This is a genomic window from Nonomuraea africana (assembly GCF_014873535.1).
Lineage (GTDB): Bacteria > Actinomycetota > Actinomycetes > Streptosporangiales > Streptosporangiaceae > Nonomuraea > Nonomuraea africana.
Genome location: NZ_JADBEF010000001.1, coordinates 6,323,901 through 6,342,061 on the forward strand (window position 1 = coordinate 6,323,901; position 18,161 = coordinate 6,342,061).

Sequence of the window (18,161 nt, forward strand, 5' to 3'; positions counted from 1 at the left end):
GCCGGCAAAATCAGGAGAGCCGAAGTGTCCCATCGTTGCTGTGGAACCACCGGGCGGGTCCTGTGCGCCAGCGCCCGGACGTGCTGGACGGTTCACCGGTCCGACGACAGGGTGGACGTCCACAGGATGAGGTGGTCGGAGTTGTAGGTGGTGGAGCGGCCCAGTGCCACCACGTCGGCCCCCGTGACGGTCACGGCGCCCAGCCACTGCAGCCCCTCCCCTCCCAGCCGGTCCTTGGTCAGGTCCTGGCGGTTCCAGCTCAGTCCGTCCTCGGAGGTCCATGCCGCGCTGTCGCCGCTCCCGGGCGTCCCGTGCCAGCCCACCGCCACCAGCCCCTGGACGGCCGCGGCCAGGTCGTGCACCGCCGCGGCCTGCTCAGCGGGCAGCCAGGAGTAGTGCCACGAGGCCCCCTCGTCATCGGACACCGCGGCGAAGGCCCTGCGCGCTCCCGACACCTGAGCGGTGCCCATCGCGACGATCCGCTCGCCGTACCAGGCGACCTGGCGCAGGCCCGCCGAGGTGGCCGACGGCGGCATGAGGCGCTCTCCCGCCTTCCAGGTCAGGCCGTCGGCGGAGGTCCAGACGACGCCGCTCTCGCGCTCCGCGCCGCCCGAGCCGCCGACCGCGACGTAGGAGCCCTGACCGGCGGCCACGTCGTGGATGCGCACCCCCGCACCGCCGCGCGGCAGCTTCTCCACGCGGGTGAACTTCCGCAGGTCGGTGGTGTACCAGAGCGCGGCGCTCGCCGTACCCGAAGCCGCCCGATCCTCGCCCGCGATCAGGTAGCCCTTCTGGCCCGCGGCCACCGCCCGCATGTCCAGGTACGGCTGGCCCTCGGCCCGCGAGGGGCCGTCGATCCTCTTCCAGGCGCGGCCGTCGGTGGAGCCGACGAGCAACGGCTCGGTGGAGGAGGCGTCGGGCATGGTGGTGCCGACGGCCAGCCAGCCCTTGCGGCCGTGGGCGAGGTCGGCGAGCTCCTGCTGCCGGGGCGCGGCGAGCGTGATCGACTTCCAGCCGACGGCGTCCGTACTGGTCCAGATGCCCGCGTCGCCGGAGGCCGAGCCGACCGCGACGAAGCGACCGTCGGCGGCGGCGACCCTGGCGGTCTCGCGGGCGACCCTGGTCAGGCCCTTGATGTCGGCCAGCCGTACCTTGCCGGGCGGCTGCCCTTCCTTGGCCGTCATCAGCACGAGCTGGTTGTCGACGTCGGCCGCGGCCTGGTCACCTCCGGCGACCAGCGTGCCCGAGTCGGACAGCGTCAGCCCGCGCACGGTCGCGCCCGGCATGCTGCCGAGGTCGGCGCGCTTGGTCCAGGTACGGGCGTCGGTGCTGGTGTAGACGGTGTAGCGGTCGAGGCCCGACTGGCTGACCGCGGCGAGACCCGCGGTGTGGGTGACGACCGCGTTGACGCCGGTGCTCTGCGCGCCGAGACCGCCGATCGTGCCGCACTTGGCCCATTCGGCCCCGGTGGGCGAGCAGTAGACGTGCACGTCGCCCGCGGGGTCGCGGTCCTTGGTGGGAACGAGGACGAACCGCGTGGGCAGGACGGCGAGCGTGCCCTGCCTGGGCGCGATGTTAGGCAACTGCGTGGCGGTGCGGACCCAGGTGCGCCCGCCGTCGGTCGAGCGCATGACGACCGAGCCGCCGCCCTGGGCCGGCTGGGCGAGGACGACGACCTGGTCCTCCCTGGCCACCACGGTTCTGAACTCGCGCACCTTGTCAGGGGTGCCGATGTCCTTGCTGTCGACCCTGGTCCAGGCGCGGCCGTCGGGCGAGTGCCAGGCGACCGGGCCGGGCGTGCCGTCCTGCAGGACCGTACGGCCGACCGCGACGAAGCCCGAGGTGGTCCTGGCGATGTCGTGGATCAGGTCGCCCTTCCTGAACACCTGCAGGCCGCTCTGCTCGACCGCGGCCCAGGTGAAACCGTCCGTGCTGGTCCACAGGCCGCGCTCGTCTCCCACGCCGTCCTGGCCGAAGGCGAGCCATCTGCCGTTGGCGCCGACCACCCGCTGGACCGTGGTGGTCGTGCCGCCCGTGACGTTGGCCAGCTGCCAGGTCGCGCCGCTGTCGGGCGAGAAGAGGAACAGCGGGCGCGGCAGCGGGCTGGTGGTGTCGCTGCCGACCGCCACGACGCTCGCGCCGACGGCGGCCAGGTCGTTGAGCTTCTGGTTGGAGCCGTCTCCCGCCGCGGGCACGACGAACAGCTCGTCGCCCGAGCGTCCGTCGCCCGCGGCCAGGCGCAGGCCCGTACCGGTGGAGTTCCACCAGCGGTAGGCGGCCACGCCCGCGGCGACGGTCAGGGCCAGGGTGAGGACGATCACCGCGGGGCCGAGACGGCGGCGCCGCCTGACCGGACTGGACCGGCGGATCGCCGACGGGGCGGGGCCGCGGTGATGTCTTCCCGCCGAGCCCGCCGGGCCGGCCGGGCCCGAGGCGACGAGCAGGTCGGGACGGGTGGGACGACCTCCCGGCGGCCTGCCGACCCGGCGAACCGGCTCCTCCCCCTGTCCCCCGGTTCGTTCATCCCCCGGCTCTCCGATTCCCGCCCCCGCGTGCTCTCCGGCCCACTCCTCTCTCGGCTCTCCGGTACGCGCCTCCGCCTGCCACCCGTCAGGAGCCCGATCGGGCCCATGCTGATCGTCATGACCGCGTTCCGGCCGCTCGCCGGGAACGCGTTCGGGCTCTGCACGGATCTCGGAGCGCACGGGGATCGGCGGGCCGCCCACCCCGTCCTCCGGCACGTCGGTGACCGGCGCCGGCGGTTCCTGGGGCTCGGGCCTGCGGTACGGCTGGGCGCGGCTCGGCGGCGGACCGGTCCTGACGCCGGGCGGACGCGGATGCGGCGCGGTCGGCCTGTCCCGCTCGGCCACCGGCTCCCGGGCCTCCCCCTGGGCTTCGCCGTACTCCCGCCGGGCTTCCCCGGCCACTCCCCCTGGAGCTTCCCCGGCCGCGCGCCCCTGGGCCTCCCCGGCGGTCGGCTCCTGGGCTTCTCCTACCGCCGCCTCAGGAGCGGGGGGCCGATCCTCCGCGGGTTCGGCGCGAGGCTGCGGGGGCCTTTCGGCGGCGGGTTCGGCGTGGGGCGGGAAAGGACGGTCGACCGCGGGCTCCGCCTGCGGCGGCCGGCCCGCGGGTTCGGCGCGGCGTGGGTGGGGGCGGGGTGGGCCGCTCGCGACCAGCTTGTCGGGCCTGTCCACGGTCCTGCGCGGCCGCCGCCGCGGGCTCTCCTGCTCCGGCGGCGCCGTCGGCGAGCTGTACGGCCTGCGACCCTTGGGCCACGCCGCGGCATCGGCGTCGGACGGCGCGCCTTCGGCGGGCTCGTCCTCGGGCGTGGGCGAGGCGAACGGCGGCATCCCCCACGGCGAGGCCACGGGCACGCCGCGGGTGCGGTCGTCCCTGGGCCCTGGCGGCGTGTGGCGGATCCTGGGCTCCTCCGGAGTACCCGATCCACCGGAGGGCCGCGCCTCACCGGCGGAGTGTCCCTCCCGCCTCTCGGCCTGCTCCGCCGTGCCTGAGTCCGGAGGGCGCGGATCGTCGTCCGGCGGTCGCCGTGGTGAGCGCGGTTCGCTGGGGCCCGAGGCCACGCGTCGCACCTCCTAGTCGGAAATGTCCGGACCGTTCCAGATATGCCAGGTATGTACGTCTATTTCGGGAAACGCACGGGGGTACTCCTACCCCGTCCCACTGAAATGATCACCTTCCCACACCTCCACAGAATCCAGACCAGCACGCGTGAGCCGCGATGGCGAGACCTCTCTAGCGAGATTTCGCCGCACCGCGGCGTGATTTATCCGGAAACGGTGTTGATCGCCCGCTTTCTCGCCAGCCACAGCACCCCGAAAGCGAACACCGACAGCTGCACCACGGTCCCCACCAGCGACTGCCACGGCACCGCGCCCTGCTTCAGCGCGTCGTCCAGATCCCCTGCCGCCGCGCTGAGGGCGAAGACCAGCGTGTTGTTCACCACGTGCATGGCGATCGGGGCCTCCAGCCCGCCCGTCCGCACGGCCAGCCATCCCATCAGCACGCCGAAGCTGAAGACGTCGAGGATGCCCCAGTCGGTGTAGGCGTGCAGTGCCGCGAAGCCCGCCGAACCCACCACGATGCCGGGCCACGGCGAGCGGATGTACGCGCCGAACGCCTGCAGGAGCCAGCCGCGGAAGATGTACTCCTCGGCCGCCGCCTGGAACGGCACCAGCAGCACGATCACCACGAGCGCGGGCAGGAAGCCGCCCCACCCCCGCCAGCCGAGCAGCTCGGAGGTGTCCTCTCCGGTCACGACGTAGGCCACCCAGAGCGCCGCCTGACCCAGCACCAACGCCACCACGCCGATGGCGGCGCACTCCGTCATCCACCGCCACCGCAGGCGGCCGAGGACCGAGGAGAGCGTGCCGGGCGGCCTGCGCTGGATCACCGCCACCGTGCCGTAGACCAGCGGAAGCACGGCCGCGATCGACAGCAGGGTCACCGCCAGGCCGAACACGGGGTCGCCGAACATCCGCTCCTGGGTCATCGGCGTGGGGATGCCCGCGAGCGTGGCCACGATCACGCCCGCCAGCACCACGAACACCGCCGTGCCGAAGAAGGCCAGCGCCACCAGCAGCGTGCCGACCACCTGCCGCCACCAGGCGTTCAGCGGGTTGCGCGCCAGGTGGTCGTAGCGCGTGCCGCGCGGTGCGGGCACGAACCAGGGCGGGCGGGGAACCGGCGCGCCGTACTGCCCCTGCGCGTAGGGCCCCGGCTGGTACGGCATGCCGTACTGCGGCGGCTGTCCCTGGAGCGGCGGGCCGTACTCCGGCGGCTGTCCCTGGGGCGGGCCGTACGGCGGCTGCTGTCCCGGGGACGGCGGGCCGTACGGCGGCTGCTGCCCCGGAGGCGGCGGGCCGTACGGGACGGGTGGCTGGTTGTCGTGCATTCCTTCATTCTGTCCACCCGTACGCGCATTAGTTCACAGACAGGTGGCGGGCACCGGCGGATTCTCGGTGGGAGACCATTCGAACTCCGGGAGCAGTCATGTCAAGGCTCGGGCCGTTCATCACACTGGCGGCGGGCGCCGCGCTGGCCGCGGGACTGGGCGTGGCCAGCGTCGCGTCGGCGCCGCAGACCGGCACCCTCACCACGACGGCCGACGCCACGTCGGCCGCCACGTCCACCGCCACCGTGCCCCCCGTCGCGGAGGCCACGACCTCCGTGACCCCCGCACCTGCCACGTCCGCGCGGCCCGCCGCCGTGAAGGCCGACTACGCGGGCAGGGTGCGCGGCAACGGCGGACTCGTCGCCGTCTCCGTCAGGAACGGCAAGGCCGTCGGCTACTTCTGCGACGGCAGGACCGAGGCCTGGTTCGCCGGCAAGGCGGGCGACGGCGAGGTGACGCTGAAGGGCTTCGGCGGCGCCACCCTCTCGGCGGTCCTGGACGGCGGCAAGGCCACCGGCGAGCTGGCGCTCGGCGGCAAGCGGTGGGACTTCACCGCGCCGACCGTCAAGAAGCCCTCCGGCCTCTACCGCGCCACCGCGCTCGTGCGCGGAGCCCGCTACCGGGCCGGCTGGATCGTCCTGTCCCGCCCGGACGGCAACGGGTTCGTCCAGGTCGGCGCCATGGTGAAGGACGGCGACCCGGTGCCGGTGCCGACGATCACCCCTGGCTCGCCGGTCACCATCGACGGCGACGCCGTCTCGCCCAAGGACGTCGACGCATTCATCGAGGAGATGTCATGACCACCGTCACCGACCGGCCCGCCCCCGCGGGCCTGCTGACACCGCTGCTGGCCGGGGCCCTCGTCATGGTCGCCCTCGGCGTGTACGGCAGGCTGCACCCGCCCACCGGGTTCGCCGTGGGGCCCGCCGGGTTCTCCCAAGCCCTGCCCATGAAGGCGTGGCTGACGACGGGCGCCTTCGTTCTGGCCTTCGTCCAGGTCGTCTCCGCCCTGTCGATGTGGGGCAGGCTCGGCGTCGACATCCCCGCGTGGGTGCACCGGTGGTCGGGCAGGGTGGCCTTCCTGCTGACCATCCCCGTCGCCTTCCACTGCCTCTACGCGCTGGGACTGCAGTACGACGTGCCGCGCGTGCTGGTGCACTCGCTGCTCGGCTGCTTCTTCTACGGGGTCTTCGCGGCGAAGATGCTCGCGCTGCCCCGCAGGGGACTGCCAGGCTGGACGCTTCCGCTGCTGGGCGGCGGCCTCTTCGCCGCGCTGGTCGGCCTCTGGCTGACCTCGTCGCTGTGGTTCTTCACCACGATCGGCGTGAAGTTCTGAGCCGGCCCAGGCGTGCGGTTTCAGAGCGGGCTCAGGCGCCTGGGGTGAAGGTCGTCGTACGCCGCAACCCCGCGGCGCGGCCCTTGGCCGAGACCACCAGCGCCATCTTGCGCGACGCCTCGTCGATCATCTCGTCGCCCAGCATCACCGCGCCCCGCCGCTCGACGGTCGTGTAGTACTCGTACGCCTCGAGGATCAGCTCGGCGTGGTCGAAGTCCTCCTGGGACGGCGAGAACACCTCGTTGGCCGCCTCCACCTGGGAGGGGTGCAGTACCCACTTGCCGTCGAAGCCGAGCGCCGCCGCCCTGCGGGCCACCCTCCGGTAGCCCTCGACGTCCTTGATCTGCAGGTAGGGTCCGTCGATCACCTGCAGATCGTGGGTGCGGGCCGCCATCAGCAGCCGCATGAGGATGTAGTGGTAGGCGTCGCCCTCGGTGTAACCGGGCGGCTGCTCACCCACCACCAGCGTGCGCATGTTGATCGAGGCCATGAAGTCGGCGGGACCGAACACCAGCGTCTCGAGGCGGGGCGACGAGCCCGCGATGGCGTCGGCGTTCACCAGCCCGCGCGCGTTCTCGATCTGCGCCTCGATGCCGATGCGCCCCACCTCGAAGCCCATCGTCCGCTCGATCTGGGTGAGCAGCGTGTCGAGCCAGATCACCTGGGTGGGGTCCTGCACCTTCGGCAGCATCACGCAGTCGAGGAACTCCCCCGCGCCCTCGACGATCTCGATCACGTCGCGGTAGGTCCACTGCGTGGTCAGGTCGTTCACCCTGACGACGCGCACCTTGCCGCTCCAGTCGCCCTCGCGCAGCGCGGCGACGATGTTCTTGCGCGCCTCCTCCTTGGCCTGCGGCGCGACGGAGTCCTCCAGGTCGAGGAAGACCTCGTCGGCGGGCAGGGTCTGGGCCTTCTCCAGGAAGCGCGGGTTGGATCCGGGGACCGCGAGACACGAACGGCGTGAGCGCATGCCCAAAAGCTAGCGCGGACGCCCGCCGCTTCGACAGCACGGTCTCTTCTATCGCGGCCATGCGCCGCGGGAGGGTCAGCGGTGGCGGGCGGCGAAGGAGCGAAGGGCGCGGAGGAAGTCGACGTGCCGGAAGCCCGGCCAGTAGACCTCGCAGAAGTGGAACTCGGCGCTGGCGGCCTGCCAGATCAGGAAGCCGGACAGCCGCTGCTCCCCGCTGGTGCGGATGATGAGGTCGGGATCGGGCTGGCCCGCGGTGTAGAGGTGGGCGGCGATGTCGTCGGCCGTGATCGTGCGGGCGAGCTCCTCGATGGGGACGCCCGCGCGGGCGCGGTCGTCGAGGAGGGAGCGCAGGGCGTCGACGACCTCCTGCCGCCCGTCGTAGCCGATGGCGACGGTCAGGTGGAAACCTGGGCGGTCGCGGGTGCGGTCCACGGCGAGCTTGAGCGCGTGCGCGGTGGAGTCGGGCAGCTCGTCCAGCCGTCCGGCGACGTGGAGTCGCCACCGGGCGGCCGACTCCACCAGGCGTCCCGCGATGATCTCCTCGATCAGCCGCATGTAGTAGGCGACCTGGTTCGACTCGCGCTTGCGGACGTTGTCGATGGAGGCCACGTAGATCGTGACGTGCCTGATGTCGAGGTCGGCGCACCAGCCGAGGACGGTCTCGATGTGCTCGACGCCGTGCTGGTGGCCCTGGCTCGGGTTCTCGAGCCCCATCTCCTTGGCCCAGCGCCTGTTGCCGTCCATGACCAGCGCGACGTGGCGCGGGAGGGGGCCGCGTCGGAGACGGGCGCGCAGGTGCCTGGCGTACAGGGCGTAGAGCACACCCGCACGATAGTCGGGATTCTCCGGCGCGGTGCGGCATGCTGGAGATCGGCGCAGGGTGAGAGGGAGGAGACGCGGGTGAGCGTGATCGAGGAGGGCGCGAAGAAGTCGGGCATCCTGTGGCTGCATCTGGACCGCCCGAGGCTCGCGTGGCACGTCTGGCACGAAGGGGCGATCTACCTCGTGACCGGCGGTGAGGAGCAGGAGCTGCCCGGCCTGGTCGGGCGCGACAGCGTGCGGGTGACGCTGAGGAGCAAGGACAACGGGGCCGAGCTGGTGGTGTTCGACGCGAAGGTGGAGGTCGTGGACCAGGCTCAGGCGGCCGAGGCGGTGGCGGCGCTGGCGAAGGAGCGGCTGAACGCCCGGGACGCAGTCCATCTCACCGACCGTTGGGCTGAGAAGTCCGCTGTGGTGCGCCTTACCCCGTAGGGTGCGTTGAGTGCAGAATGTTCAGCCACTCCTGGCTCACGATGCCGCCCGCATGGGCGACTACGAGCTGCTCGGCCGCCTGGGAGAGGGTGGCCAGGGGGTCGTCTACCTCGGCAGGTCCGCCTCGGGCGAGCTGGTGGCGGTCAAGATGCTGCACGCCAGGTTCTCCGGCGACCCGGCCGCGCGCGACCGCTTCCTGAGGGAGGTGGCGTCGGCCAGGAGGGTGGCCGAGTTCTCGACCGCCCGCGTGCTCGACGCCTCGACCGACGGGGACCGGCCGTACATCGTCAGTGAGTACGTCGAGGGCGTCTCCCTCGACCAGCTCGTCAGGGAGGGCGGCCCGCGCACCTCGGGAGCGCTGGAGCGGCTGGCGGTGGGCACGATGGCGGCGCTGGCCGCCATCCACCGCGCGGGGGTGGTGCACCGCGACTTCAAGCCGAGCAACGTGCTGCTGGGCCTCGACGGGGCCAGAGTGATCGACTTCGGCATCGCCAAGGCGCTCGACGCCACGACGGCGAGCGCGAGCGGCCTGATCGGCACGCCCGCGTACATGTCGCCCGAGCAGATCGCGGGCGAGACGGTGGGCCCCGCGTCCGATCTGTTCGCGTGGGCGGTGACCATGGTGTTCGCGGCGACGGGACGCCCCGCGTTCGGCGGAGACAGCGTCCCCGCGATCTTCCACCGGATCCTGACCAAGGAGCCCGACCTGCCGGAGCTCGGCGAGCCGCTCGGCTCGCTGGTGGCCGCCTGCCTGGCCAAGGACCCCTCCGCGCGCCCGAGCGCCGCCGACGCCCTGCTGCGCCTCGTCGGGCACGCCCCGGCAGCGCGGCGGGAGCCGCACCCCGCGGAGGACGAGCCGCAGGCCGTCGCCATGGAGCCGGCGACCGGGCCCGCCACCGAGCCCGTCGCCGAGGCCCCCGCCGAGCCGGTCGCCGACTCCACCGGCCGGGACCGTGCCGACTGGGACCGTGCCGACTGGGACCGTGCCGCCCGGGACACCGCCGCCCGGGACACCGCCGAGCAGGATCTGGCCCCCACCGATCCGGCCCTCGCGCCGGCCGCGCCGGCCAGGCCGACCGCGATCCTCCCCGTGGAACAGCCGGCCGCCCGGCCGGCCAGGCCTCGCCGGCGTGGACGGCTGCGCCCCGCGCTGCTGCTCCTCGCCGCGATGGCGCTCGCCGCCTCCGTCACGGCCGCCGTCATCGTCCCCCAGCTCAGCGCCGCCCGCTCCAGCCAGAGCCCGGACGGCGGCACACTCCCCGCCTACGTGGGGGAGCCCGAGCCGGAGCCCGTCGCCAAGGAGCCGGCCAAGGCCAAGCCCAAGCCGGGCGTGCTGCTTCCCTCGTTGGAGGGCCAGCACGTCGACGACGTCCTCGACCAGCTGGAGGATCTCGGCCTGCAGGCCAAGGTGAAGCATCGCGCCGACGCGTCGCTCGAGGCGGACTACGTCATCTCCACCTCGCCCGGCCCCGGCAGGCTCGCCAAGGGCAGCGTGGTGACGCTCTACGTCTCCTCGGGCCCCGACGAGGCGCCCGTCCCCGACCCCTCCGACGGCGCCACCACCGCGCCTGGCGACCCGAGCGCCGAGCCCACCGAGCAGGGGCCGACGGAAACACCGACGGAGACGCCGACGACACCGCCCGCCGACGACACCGCCACGCCGGACCCCGACCCCGAGCCGACCGAGCTCAAGGGCGGCTGAGCCGCGACCCTGCGCGCTCAGACGCGGCTGAGCTCGGGCACGGGCCCGGCCACGGGACTGGCGGTCGCGGTCTGCGCCAGGAGCGCGCCGCTGATCACGATCAGCCCGCCGATGATCTGGAAGAGGCCCAGCGCCTCCCCGAGCAACGCCCACGCCACCACGGCGCCGCCGATGACCTCCAGCGAGGCCACCGTGGCGCCGACCGCCGCCGAGAGCCGCCGTACCGCGTTGACGCCCAGGATGTAGGCGACGACGGTCGCCACCACGACCATCCACAGGTAGGCGCCGAGCACCGGCAGCGTATGGCCGCCCAGCGTGGCCTTCGTCGTGAACGCCTCCCACGGGATGTTCCACGGCCGCGAGAACGGCAGCAGCACGACGGCCGCGCCGATCATCCCCCAGGCGATCAGCCCGAGCGGGTCGACGTCATCGCCGAAGCTGTCGCTCATCAGGAAGTATCCGGCGCAGCACGCACCCGCCGCCAGGCCGAGGAGCAGGCCCAGCGGGTCGATCCGCATGCCCTGCCAGGCCTCCACGACGATGCCGAGCCCCACGACCGCGACCACCGCGCCGACGAACGCGGCCCGCGGCAGCCGTACCCTGCGGACGAAACGGACCCACAGCACGACCATCACCGGCGCCATGAACTCCAGCAGCAGCGCGATGCCCACCGGCAGCCTGGTGATGGCCACGAAGTAGAGCGCCTGGACGCCCGCCACCGCCATCACCGCGTAGGCGCCGAAGAACGGCAGCCGTGACCGCGGGATGCGCAGCGCGCGCGGCTTCACCACCACGAGGACGGCGAGCAGCAGCAACCCCGCGCCCGCCATGCGCGCCCACACCGACTCGAGCGGGGCCAGCCCGGCCTCGCCCAGAAACTTCGCCATCGGCCCCGAGAACGCGAAACACCATGCGGAGACGAAGGCGATCGCCAAGCCTGAGTACTTCATGTATGTCACCACCAATTTAGGTGTTTGATACTTACACGCCAGTCGCGCCGGAGGCAAACGCCCAGGTCGGGTTAGGCTGGCTGATATGAGGATCTTCGTTGCCCGGCTGGCCGGGACCGCGGTCTTCGATCCGGCGGGCGACCAGATCGGCCGCATCAGGGACGTCGTGGCGGGCGTGCGCCCCGCGCAGGCGCCCCGGGTCCACGGCATGGTCGTGGAGGTCCAGCCCCGCCGCAGGGTCTTCCTGCCCATCACCCGCGTGCGCGGCATCGAGGCGGGCGCCGTCATCTTCACCGGACGGCTGAACATCCGCAGGTTCGAGCAGCGCGCGACGGAGACGCTCGTCCTGGGGCAGATGCTGGACCTGACCGTCGAGGTCGGCGGCGAGCCGATGATCGTCTACGACCTTGCCATGGAGGAGGTGCGCCCCTCCATCTGGGAGATCACCAAGGTGGCCGTCGTCAGGAAGAGAAGGCGAGACCCGAGGATCGTCGACTGGCGTGAAGTGTCGGGCTTCGACATCCTCCAGCCGGACCAGGGCGCGGCGGGCCTCATCGCCGCCTTCGAGTCCATGCGCGCGGCCGACCTGGCCAGCGCCCTGCACGCGCTGCCCGACAAGCGGAAGATCGAGGTCGCCGCGGCCCTCGACGACGTCCGGCTGGCCGACGTGCTCGAGGAGCTGCCGTTGGGCGACCAGATGGGCATCCTCGGCACGCTGGACCCCGAGCGGGCCGCCGACGTGCTGGAGGAGATGGGCCCCGACGACGCCGCCGACCTGCTGCAGGACCTTCCCGAAGACCAGTCGGCGCGCCTGCTGGCGCTGATGGAGCCGAAAGAGGCCGCGCCGGTCAAGCGCCTGCTGACCTACGACGAGAAGACCGCGGGCGGCATGATGACGACCGACCCCGTGATCCTGCCGCCCAGCGCCACGATCGCCGAGGCCCTCGCGAAGATCAGGCAGAAGGACCTGCCGCCCGCCGTGGCCGCCCAGGTCTTCGTCACGCGCGCGCCCAACGAGACCCCGACCGGCACCTACCTCGGGGTGTCCCACTTCCAGCGGCTCCTGCGCGATCCGCCCTCCACGCTGCTGGGCGCCGTCATCGACTCCTCGCTCGACCCGATCAGGCCCGACCTGCCGCTGACCGAGGTCACCGCGTATCTCGCGACCTACAACCTCGTGGCGGTCCCCGTCGTCGACGAGCTCGGCCAGCTCGTCGGCGCGGTCACCGTCGACGACGTGCTCGACCACCTGCTGCCCGAGGGCTGGCGCGATGCAGGTTGACCGGCTGGACCAGCCACGCGAGCTGAGACGCACGTTCCGCCCGCACTACGATCCGGAGGCGTTCGGACGGCTGTCGGAGCAGATCGCCCGGTTCCTCGGCACCGCCCGCTTCCTGGTCTACATGACGGGCTTCGTCGCGGTCTGGATCTGCTGGAACGTGCTCTCGCCCGCCCACCTGCGCTTCGATCCGTACCCGTTCATCTTCCTCACGCTCATGCTGTCGCTGCAGGCCTCCTACGCCGCCCCGCTGATCCTGTTGGCGCAGAACCGCCAGGACGACCGCGACCGCGTGCAGTACGAGCAGGATCGGCTGGCGAGCGATCGCAACCAGGCCGACGTCGAGTACCTCACCCGCGAGATCGCGGGCCTGCGCATCGCCATCGGCGAGCTGGCCACCCGCGACTTCCTCCGCTCGGAGCTGCAGCGGTTCAGCGAGGAGCGACCAGAAGCTTCGTGAGCATCGCCGTGCACTGCGCGAGCTCCTCCGGCTCCAGCACGTCGAGGAACTCCGCGCGGATGCCGCGCAGGTAGGTCGGGGTGGCCTCCACCAGCCTGGCCTCCCCCGCGTCGGTCAGCACCGCGAACAGGCCGCGCGCGTCGTCGGCGCAGGCCTCCCGCTGCACCAGGCCGTCGCGCTGGAGCCGGTCGATGAGCCTGGTCAGGCCGCTGCGCGACAGCAGCACCCGGTCGGCCAGGTCGTTCATCCGCAGCCGCCGCCCCTGCGCCTCCGACAGCTGCTGCAGGACGTCGTAGGAGGCGAGCGCGAGGTCGTGGGCGGCCAGCAGGTCGGCCTCCAGCCGGCGGGTGATGCGCACCTGGGCCCGCTGCATCATGCGCCAGACCGCCGACTCCGCAGGCGACATCCCCACCATGCGAAGAATCCTAGAAGAATCCTAAAGGCCCCGGCGTTCGGCATATCCGGTCTAGGTTCATACCATGGACTCATGGCACCTTCCCCGGAACAGGTGACAGCCGCACTCGCCACGGTCAACGACCCCGAGATCCGCCGGCCGATCACCGACCTTGACATGGTCAAGAGCATCGACATCTCCCCTTCAGGCGAGATCGTCGTCGGCATCTACCTGACGGTGGCGGGGTGTCCGTTGAAAGACACGATCACCCGTGACGTCACCGCCGCCGTCTCCGCGCTCGACGGCGTCACTGGTGTGCGCGTCGACCTCGACGTCATGAGCCAGGAGCAGCGCAAGACCCTCCAGACCAAACTCCGCGGCAACCGCGCGCCGGAGAAGGAGATCCCCTTCAACCAGCCGGGCTCGCTGACCCGCGTCTTCGCGGTGGCCAGCGGCAAGGGCGGCGTCGGCAAGTCGTCGGTCACCGTCAACCTGGCCGCCTCCATGGCCGCCCAGGGCCTGAAGGTGGGCATCGTCGACGCCGACATCTACGGCCACAGCGTCCCGCGCATGCTGGGCGCGTCAGATCGTCCCACCAAGGTCGAGGACATGATCATGCCGCCGGTGGCGCATGACATCAAGGTCATCTCGGTCGGGATGTTCAAGCCGGAGGGCAACTCGGCGGTGGTGTGGCGCGGGCCGATGCTCGACCGCGCCCTGCACCAGTTCCTCGCCGACGTCTACTGGGGCGACCTCGACGTCCTGCTGCTCGACCTGCCGCCCGGCACCGGCGACATCGCCATCTCGGTGGCGCAGCGGCTGCCCTCGGCCGAGCTGCTCGTCGTCACCACGCCGCAGATGGCCGCAGCCGAGGTGGCCGAGCGCGCCGGCTCCATCGCCGCGCAGACCCACCAGCAGATCGCCGGGGTCATCGAGAACATGGCGTGGCTGCCCTGCCCGCACTGCGACGAGAGGATCAGCCTCTTCGGCGAGGGCGGCGGCCAGACGGTCGCCGACGCGCTGACCCGCACCCTCGGCTCCAGGGTGCCGCTGCTGGGCCAGGTGCCGCTCGACACGCGGCTGCGCGAGGGCAGCGACGAGGGCAAGCCCCTCGTGCTCACCGACCCCGACGCTCCCGCCGCCGCCGAGCTGCGCCGCATCGCGGCGCAGCTGTCCAAGCGTTCGTCGAGCCTCAAGGGCCGTTCCCTCGGGCTGTCCCCGACCCCTCGATGACCGGTTTTCACTGCCGGCCGTACTGAGGCCACCGTGGTCACCGCCCGCCGCCCGTCCATCACGGCACTGCGGCGACGGTGACCACCGTCACGTCCGGGCCACGGCCCCCTCACGGGCGACGTGACGGGTACGCGTGAAAGACGGACGGCCACCCCGGGAAAGGGGTGGCCGTCCGTTTCGCGTGCCGTCAAAGATGAGGGGAGAGGATCAGGTCGCCTCGGGGTCGTACGGCGGGAGCTCGCCGAAGCCGAGCTCGGAGATCGGCTCGGGCCCGGCGCCGACGGGCTCGAGCGCCGGCTGGGGCGTGGCGTTCCACGAGTCTTCGACGTCGTCGAGCAGGTGCTTGCGAACGAAGTTCTTGGGATTGAGGTCCGCCGGATCGAAGTCGGAGAACTCGGGCCCGAGGCCCGAGCGCAGATCGTCCCTGGCATTGGTGGCCATGCGACGGAGGTTGCGCAACGTCTTGCCCGCCTGAGCGGCCGCCTGCGGCAGCCTGTCCGGCCCGAAGACCAGCAGCGCGATGACGACGAGCGCCCCGACCTCCATCCAACCGAGTCCGAACACCGCAAGCTCCTACCACTGTGCAACCGGTTCCGGGGACAACCCCGGCCAGTTCCAGACTAAGGGCTCGACCGGGCTGTGACGCACCCAGCCCGGACGAGCCCGCCGAATCATGACGGTGTGGGAGTGGGCTCGGCCTCGGCCGTGACGGTCAGCGTGGCCATCCGCTCCTCGGCTCCGCGCTTGTACTTGATTGCGATCTTCGTGCCCGGCGACTTGCTGCGGATGAGCGAGATGAGCTCGGTGCTGTCCTGGATACGCAGGCCGTTGAGCTCCAGGATGATGTCGCCCGGCTTCAGGCCCGCCTTGCCCGCCGGGCCGTCGGCCTCCACGGGCTGGCGGCCCTGCGCGGGCTCGGAGGCGATGCGCACGCCCTCACCGCGGTAGCGCGAGTCGAGGACGATGCCGATCTTGACCCGCTTGGCCGCGCCGGTCGTGATGATCTCCTCGGCGACCCGCCTGGCCTGATTGATCGGGATCGCGAAGCCCAGGCCGATGCTGCCGCTCTGGCTGGAGATCGCCCTGCTGAGCGTGGCGATCGCGGAGTTGACGCCGACGACCTCGCCCTTGGCGTTGACCAGCGGGCCGCCGGAGTTGCCCGGGTTGATGGCCGCGTCGGTCTGGATGGCACTGATGTAGGCGGGGTCGGGGTCGTTGCCCTCACCGGCCACCACCGGCCGGTTGAGCGAGCTCACGATGCCGGTGGTGACGGTACCGGTCAGGCCGAGCGGCGAGCCGATGGCGATCACCGGGTCGCCGACGACCACCTGGTCGGAGTTGCCGAGAGTGATCTCCGGCGTGCCGAAGGTCTGGTCGGGCTTGACCACGGCCAGGTCGGAGCCGGGATCGCGGCCGACGATGCGGGCCGTGGTGGACTTGCGGTTGTTGAAGACGATCTTGATGGCGCCGCCCTGGGCGGCCAGCTCGACGACGTGGTTGTTGGTGACCACGTAGCCGCCCTTGATCAGGAAGCCCGAGCCCGTGCCCGCGTCGCTCGCGCCCTCGATCTCGAGCGAGACCACGCTGGGCAGCACCCGCGAGGCCACGCCGGCGACCGACTCGGGCGCCCTGCTGGTCTCCCCCGTGGGCACCGGGCCGAGCGAGTAGGAGGGGTCGATGGCCGTGCCGCTCGGCCTGGTGAGCAGATAGGTGCCGACGCTGCCCGTCACGGAGGCCAGCAGCGCGATCACCACGCCCAGCGCGACGAGCACGCCCGTGCTCGGCCCTCGGCGGCCCTGGCTCGACGGCCCGTCGGCGGGCGGGGGCGGCGGCCCCCATCCCGGCCCCATGCCGACCGCCATGGCGGGTGGCGGAGGGGGCGGCGGCGGGCCGTAGTCGGGGCTGTTGTAGACCGCGGTGTCGCCGGAGGGCCGCCCCGACGGGTCGCCCCACCCGGAGGCGTAGGGCTGATCCAGCTGGGGCTGCTCGGCGGCGTTCCAGCCGAGCTGCTCGGTCCGTGCGCTCTCCCACCCGTCGCCGGCCGGCAGGAACTCCGGCCGCCCCTGCGGCTCAGCGAGGTCCGACGGCGTGCGTCCGTCCGTCGGGCGCGTCTCGTCGGTCATCTAGTCTCACCACTCCTTGTTCGGACACCGCAATCTTCGCCAGCGCGATGTACGAGAGACGTAAAGCGAGCGTCAAGCGAACGGGTTGACCCAGGAAAGCACACGGTCGGCGCCACGGGCGAACCGGTCCCAGAAGCCCGGCTCCGCCTCGTGCGGCAGGCCGAGGACCGCGGCCGCTGCCACGTCCGAGGGCGCGTCGGCGAAGACGGTGTAGACATGACCCCCACTTGCCCAGATCATTTCCAGCCCGGCAGGATCCCGGATCCAGATCGTATGCCCGTCGCGATGCTGACTACGCCAGCCCGCGAGCCGTTCCTCGTCCAGGTTGCCGCGTTGGACGAACACCGACAGAACGGACACACCATCCGAGTATCCCAGCTTCAGGTAGCCGCCGGTCTCGGCGGCGTTCGCCAGCTCGAGACCGCCGGGCAGGATGGTGGGGAACACCCATCCGTGAGACCTGAGCGCGGCGACCGTGCCGGAGCCGAGTCTTCCCGGGGTGGGGAGGTGTGTCAGGGGGCGGGCGGCGTCGATCGTCACCTCGACGAAGGCCTCGCCCCTGGCGATCCTGCCCTGGCCGTCGAGCACCTCCCTGCGCAGCGGGATTCCGCTGGCGGTGTCGATCCAGTAGCGGGCGGCCACCCGCCCGTCGTGCCGTAGCGCCTCGACCAGGCGGGCCGCCCTGCCGCAGACGCTGCCGGCGCCCGACTCGACCACCCGGTAGTTGGCGCCGAGGGCGCGCAGCATGCCGTCCGAGGGCGCCAGCAGGCCGCCCGCGGGCGCGCCCGGATCGGCCGCGCGCGAGTCGATCGTCATGCCCGTGCCCGGCGCGTTGCGCACCGCCAGCACCGCGCCCGACGTGGTGAACATCGTGCCTGAGTACCGCTGTGCCCTCGCCGCGGCCGCCGACTGCCTCAGCAGCGACAGCCCGGTGTCCTCGTTCTCCGAGTCGTCAGGGACGGCGAGCGCCGTGCCCTGCAGGCCCAGCGCCAACGGCAGCGCCAGCACGAGGACGGCCAGCAGCCGGCTCACGGAGTGGCGGAGGGCGGATTGCCGTAGGGCACCGTGGTCTTGTGGACCTGCTTGAACACCTCGACGGGAGGCGAGACCGAGGGGCCCTGGTCCTGCCCTGCGACAACGAACAGCGTGCCGAGCGCGACCGCGGCGGAGACGACGCCTACGGCCACATAGGCCGGACGCCTGCGGGACCGTCCGGGCCCCGACGAGCCGCCCAGAACCCCCCGAGGCCGGTTGTCCGGTGGGGCGATGCTGCGCGGGCCGGGAAGCGGGACGCCGCCGAAGGTCGGAAAGGGGCGCTCCCGTGGCGGCACGGGGTCGCCTGGCTCACCCATCCGCAGCAACGACATCGTGAGGTCGGCGGGCATCGACGGGCCGTCGAGCGAGCGCAGGCGCGACTTCAGCGCCCGCGTCGCCTCCACCTCCCGCCTGCAGTCGGCGCAGAAGGCCAGGTGGGCGAGGGCGCGCTCACGCTCGGCGTGGCGCAGCTCACCGTCGACAAGCGCCGAGAGGCGCTCTCCAAGGTGCGACATA

At 72.2% G+C, this 18,161-nt stretch carries 17 protein-coding genes; 7 read left to right on the top strand and 10 right to left on the bottom strand.

Annotated features, from left to right (window positions below; all coding sequences use genetic code 11):
* Nucleotides 1-92: 92 nt before the first annotated feature.
* Together H4W81_RS29965 and H4W81_RS29970 are read right to left on the bottom strand one after the other, a co-directional pair.
* Entirely contained in the window at nucleotides 93-3,374 is a 3,282-nt protein-coding gene (locus H4W81_RS29965; RefSeq protein WP_192777881.1) for a beta propeller repeat protein, read from the bottom strand.
* A 410-nt stretch (nucleotides 3,375-3,784) separates the two neighbouring features.
* Nucleotides 3,785-4,912 (bottom strand): CPBP family intramembrane glutamic endopeptidase, encoded by a 1,128-nt coding sequence (locus H4W81_RS29970; protein WP_192777882.1) that lies wholly within the window; start codon nucleotides 4,910-4,912, stop codon nucleotides 3,785-3,787.
* A 98-nt stretch (nucleotides 4,913-5,010) separates the two neighbouring features.
* Between H4W81_RS29970 and H4W81_RS29975 the strand changes: the two genes are divergently transcribed.
* Together H4W81_RS29975 and H4W81_RS29980 are read left to right on the top strand one after the other, a co-directional pair.
* Nucleotides 5,011-5,712: a hypothetical protein gene (locus H4W81_RS29975; RefSeq protein ID WP_192777883.1), complete on the top strand. Its 702-nt coding sequence runs from the start codon at nucleotides 5,011-5,013 to the stop codon at nucleotides 5,710-5,712.
* A complete protein-coding gene (locus H4W81_RS29980; RefSeq protein ID WP_192777884.1) occupies nucleotides 5,709-6,248 on the top strand; it encodes a DUF6529 family protein in 540 nt (179 codons plus the stop codon). Before H4W81_RS29975 ends, H4W81_RS29980 begins: the two co-directional genes overlap by 4 nt.
* Before the next feature lie 31 nt (nucleotides 6,249-6,279).
* On the opposite strand, the gene H4W81_RS29985 is transcribed toward H4W81_RS29980, so the two are convergent.
* Both H4W81_RS29985 and uppS read right to left on the bottom strand, forming a co-directional pair.
* A complete protein-coding gene (locus H4W81_RS29985) occupies nucleotides 6,280-7,218 on the bottom strand; it encodes an HpcH/HpaI aldolase/citrate lyase family protein (protein ID WP_192777885.1) in 939 nt (312 codons plus the stop codon).
* A gap of 75 nt (nucleotides 7,219-7,293) precedes the next feature.
* Nucleotides 7,294-8,040 carry a polyprenyl diphosphate synthase gene (uppS, locus tag H4W81_RS29990; protein ID WP_318782038.1) on the bottom strand — a complete coding sequence of 249 codons (747 nt, stop codon included), beginning with the start codon at nucleotides 8,038-8,040 and terminating at the stop codon, nucleotides 7,294-7,296.
* A gap of 78 nt (nucleotides 8,041-8,118) precedes the next feature.
* Here uppS and H4W81_RS29995 point away from each other — a divergent pair, with 78 nt between their 5' ends.
* Nucleotides 8,119-8,469 carry a hypothetical protein gene (locus tag H4W81_RS29995; RefSeq protein WP_192777887.1) on the top strand — a complete coding sequence of 117 codons (351 nt, stop codon included), beginning with the start codon at nucleotides 8,119-8,121 and terminating at the stop codon, nucleotides 8,467-8,469.
* A 52-nt stretch (nucleotides 8,470-8,521) separates the two neighbouring features.
* A complete protein-coding gene (locus H4W81_RS30000; protein ID WP_192777888.1) occupies nucleotides 8,522-10,171 on the top strand; it encodes a serine/threonine protein kinase in 1,650 nt (549 codons plus the stop codon).
* 17 nt (nucleotides 10,172-10,188) lie between these two features.
* Here the strand turns inward: H4W81_RS30000 and H4W81_RS30005 are convergent, their stop codons facing one another.
* Nucleotides 10,189-11,121, bottom strand: coding sequence for an EamA family transporter (locus H4W81_RS30005; protein ID WP_192777889.1), 933 nt, complete (start codon nucleotides 11,119-11,121; stop codon nucleotides 10,189-10,191).
* Between the two features lie 85 nt (nucleotides 11,122-11,206).
* Between H4W81_RS30005 and H4W81_RS30010 the strand changes: the two genes are divergently transcribed.
* Both H4W81_RS30010 and H4W81_RS30015 read left to right on the top strand, forming a co-directional pair.
* On the top strand, nucleotides 11,207-12,403 hold the full coding sequence (locus tag H4W81_RS30010; protein ID WP_192777890.1) for a magnesium transporter MgtE N-terminal domain-containing protein: 1,197 nt from the start codon (nucleotides 11,207-11,209) through the stop codon (nucleotides 12,401-12,403).
* Entirely contained in the window at nucleotides 12,393-12,860 is a 468-nt protein-coding gene (locus H4W81_RS30015) for a DUF1003 domain-containing protein (RefSeq protein WP_192777891.1), read from the top strand. Before H4W81_RS30010 ends, H4W81_RS30015 begins: the two co-directional genes overlap by 11 nt.
* On the opposite strand, the gene H4W81_RS30020 is transcribed toward H4W81_RS30015, so the two are convergent.
* A complete protein-coding gene (locus H4W81_RS30020) occupies nucleotides 12,832-13,275 on the bottom strand; it encodes a MarR family winged helix-turn-helix transcriptional regulator (RefSeq protein WP_225958853.1) in 444 nt (147 codons plus the stop codon). The two genes, H4W81_RS30015 and H4W81_RS30020, sit on opposite strands and share 29 nt — an antisense overlap.
* Before the next feature lie 72 nt (nucleotides 13,276-13,347).
* Between H4W81_RS30020 and H4W81_RS30025 the strand changes: the two genes are divergently transcribed.
* Nucleotides 13,348-14,487, top strand: a complete 1,140-nt coding sequence (locus H4W81_RS30025) for an Mrp/NBP35 family ATP-binding protein (RefSeq protein ID WP_192777892.1) — start codon at nucleotides 13,348-13,350, stop codon at nucleotides 14,485-14,487.
* Between the two features lie 207 nt (nucleotides 14,488-14,694).
* Here H4W81_RS30025 and H4W81_RS30030 read toward each other — a convergent pair whose 3' ends face one another.
* From H4W81_RS30030 to H4W81_RS30045, 4 genes are all read right to left on the bottom strand, one after another.
* The gene (locus H4W81_RS30030) at nucleotides 14,695-15,051 is read right to left on the bottom strand and encodes a sec-independent translocase (protein ID WP_192777893.1); all 357 of its coding nucleotides are present in this window, start codon (nucleotides 15,049-15,051) and stop codon (nucleotides 14,695-14,697) included.
* A 107-nt stretch (nucleotides 15,052-15,158) separates the two neighbouring features.
* Complete coding sequence (locus H4W81_RS30035) at nucleotides 15,159-16,610, bottom strand: S1C family serine protease (protein WP_192777894.1); 1,452 nt, start codon at nucleotides 16,608-16,610, stop codon at nucleotides 15,159-15,161.
* Nucleotides 16,611-16,682: 72 nt separating this feature from the next.
* A complete protein-coding gene (locus H4W81_RS30040; protein WP_192777895.1) occupies nucleotides 16,683-17,642 on the bottom strand; it encodes a sigma-E factor regulatory protein RseB domain-containing protein in 960 nt (319 codons plus the stop codon).
* Nucleotides 17,639-18,160, bottom strand: coding sequence for an anti-sigma factor family protein (locus H4W81_RS30045; RefSeq protein WP_192777896.1), 522 nt, complete (start codon nucleotides 18,158-18,160; stop codon nucleotides 17,639-17,641). The genes H4W81_RS30040 and H4W81_RS30045 overlap by 4 nt, the downstream gene beginning before the upstream one ends.
* Nucleotide 18,161 lies beyond the last annotated feature (1 nt).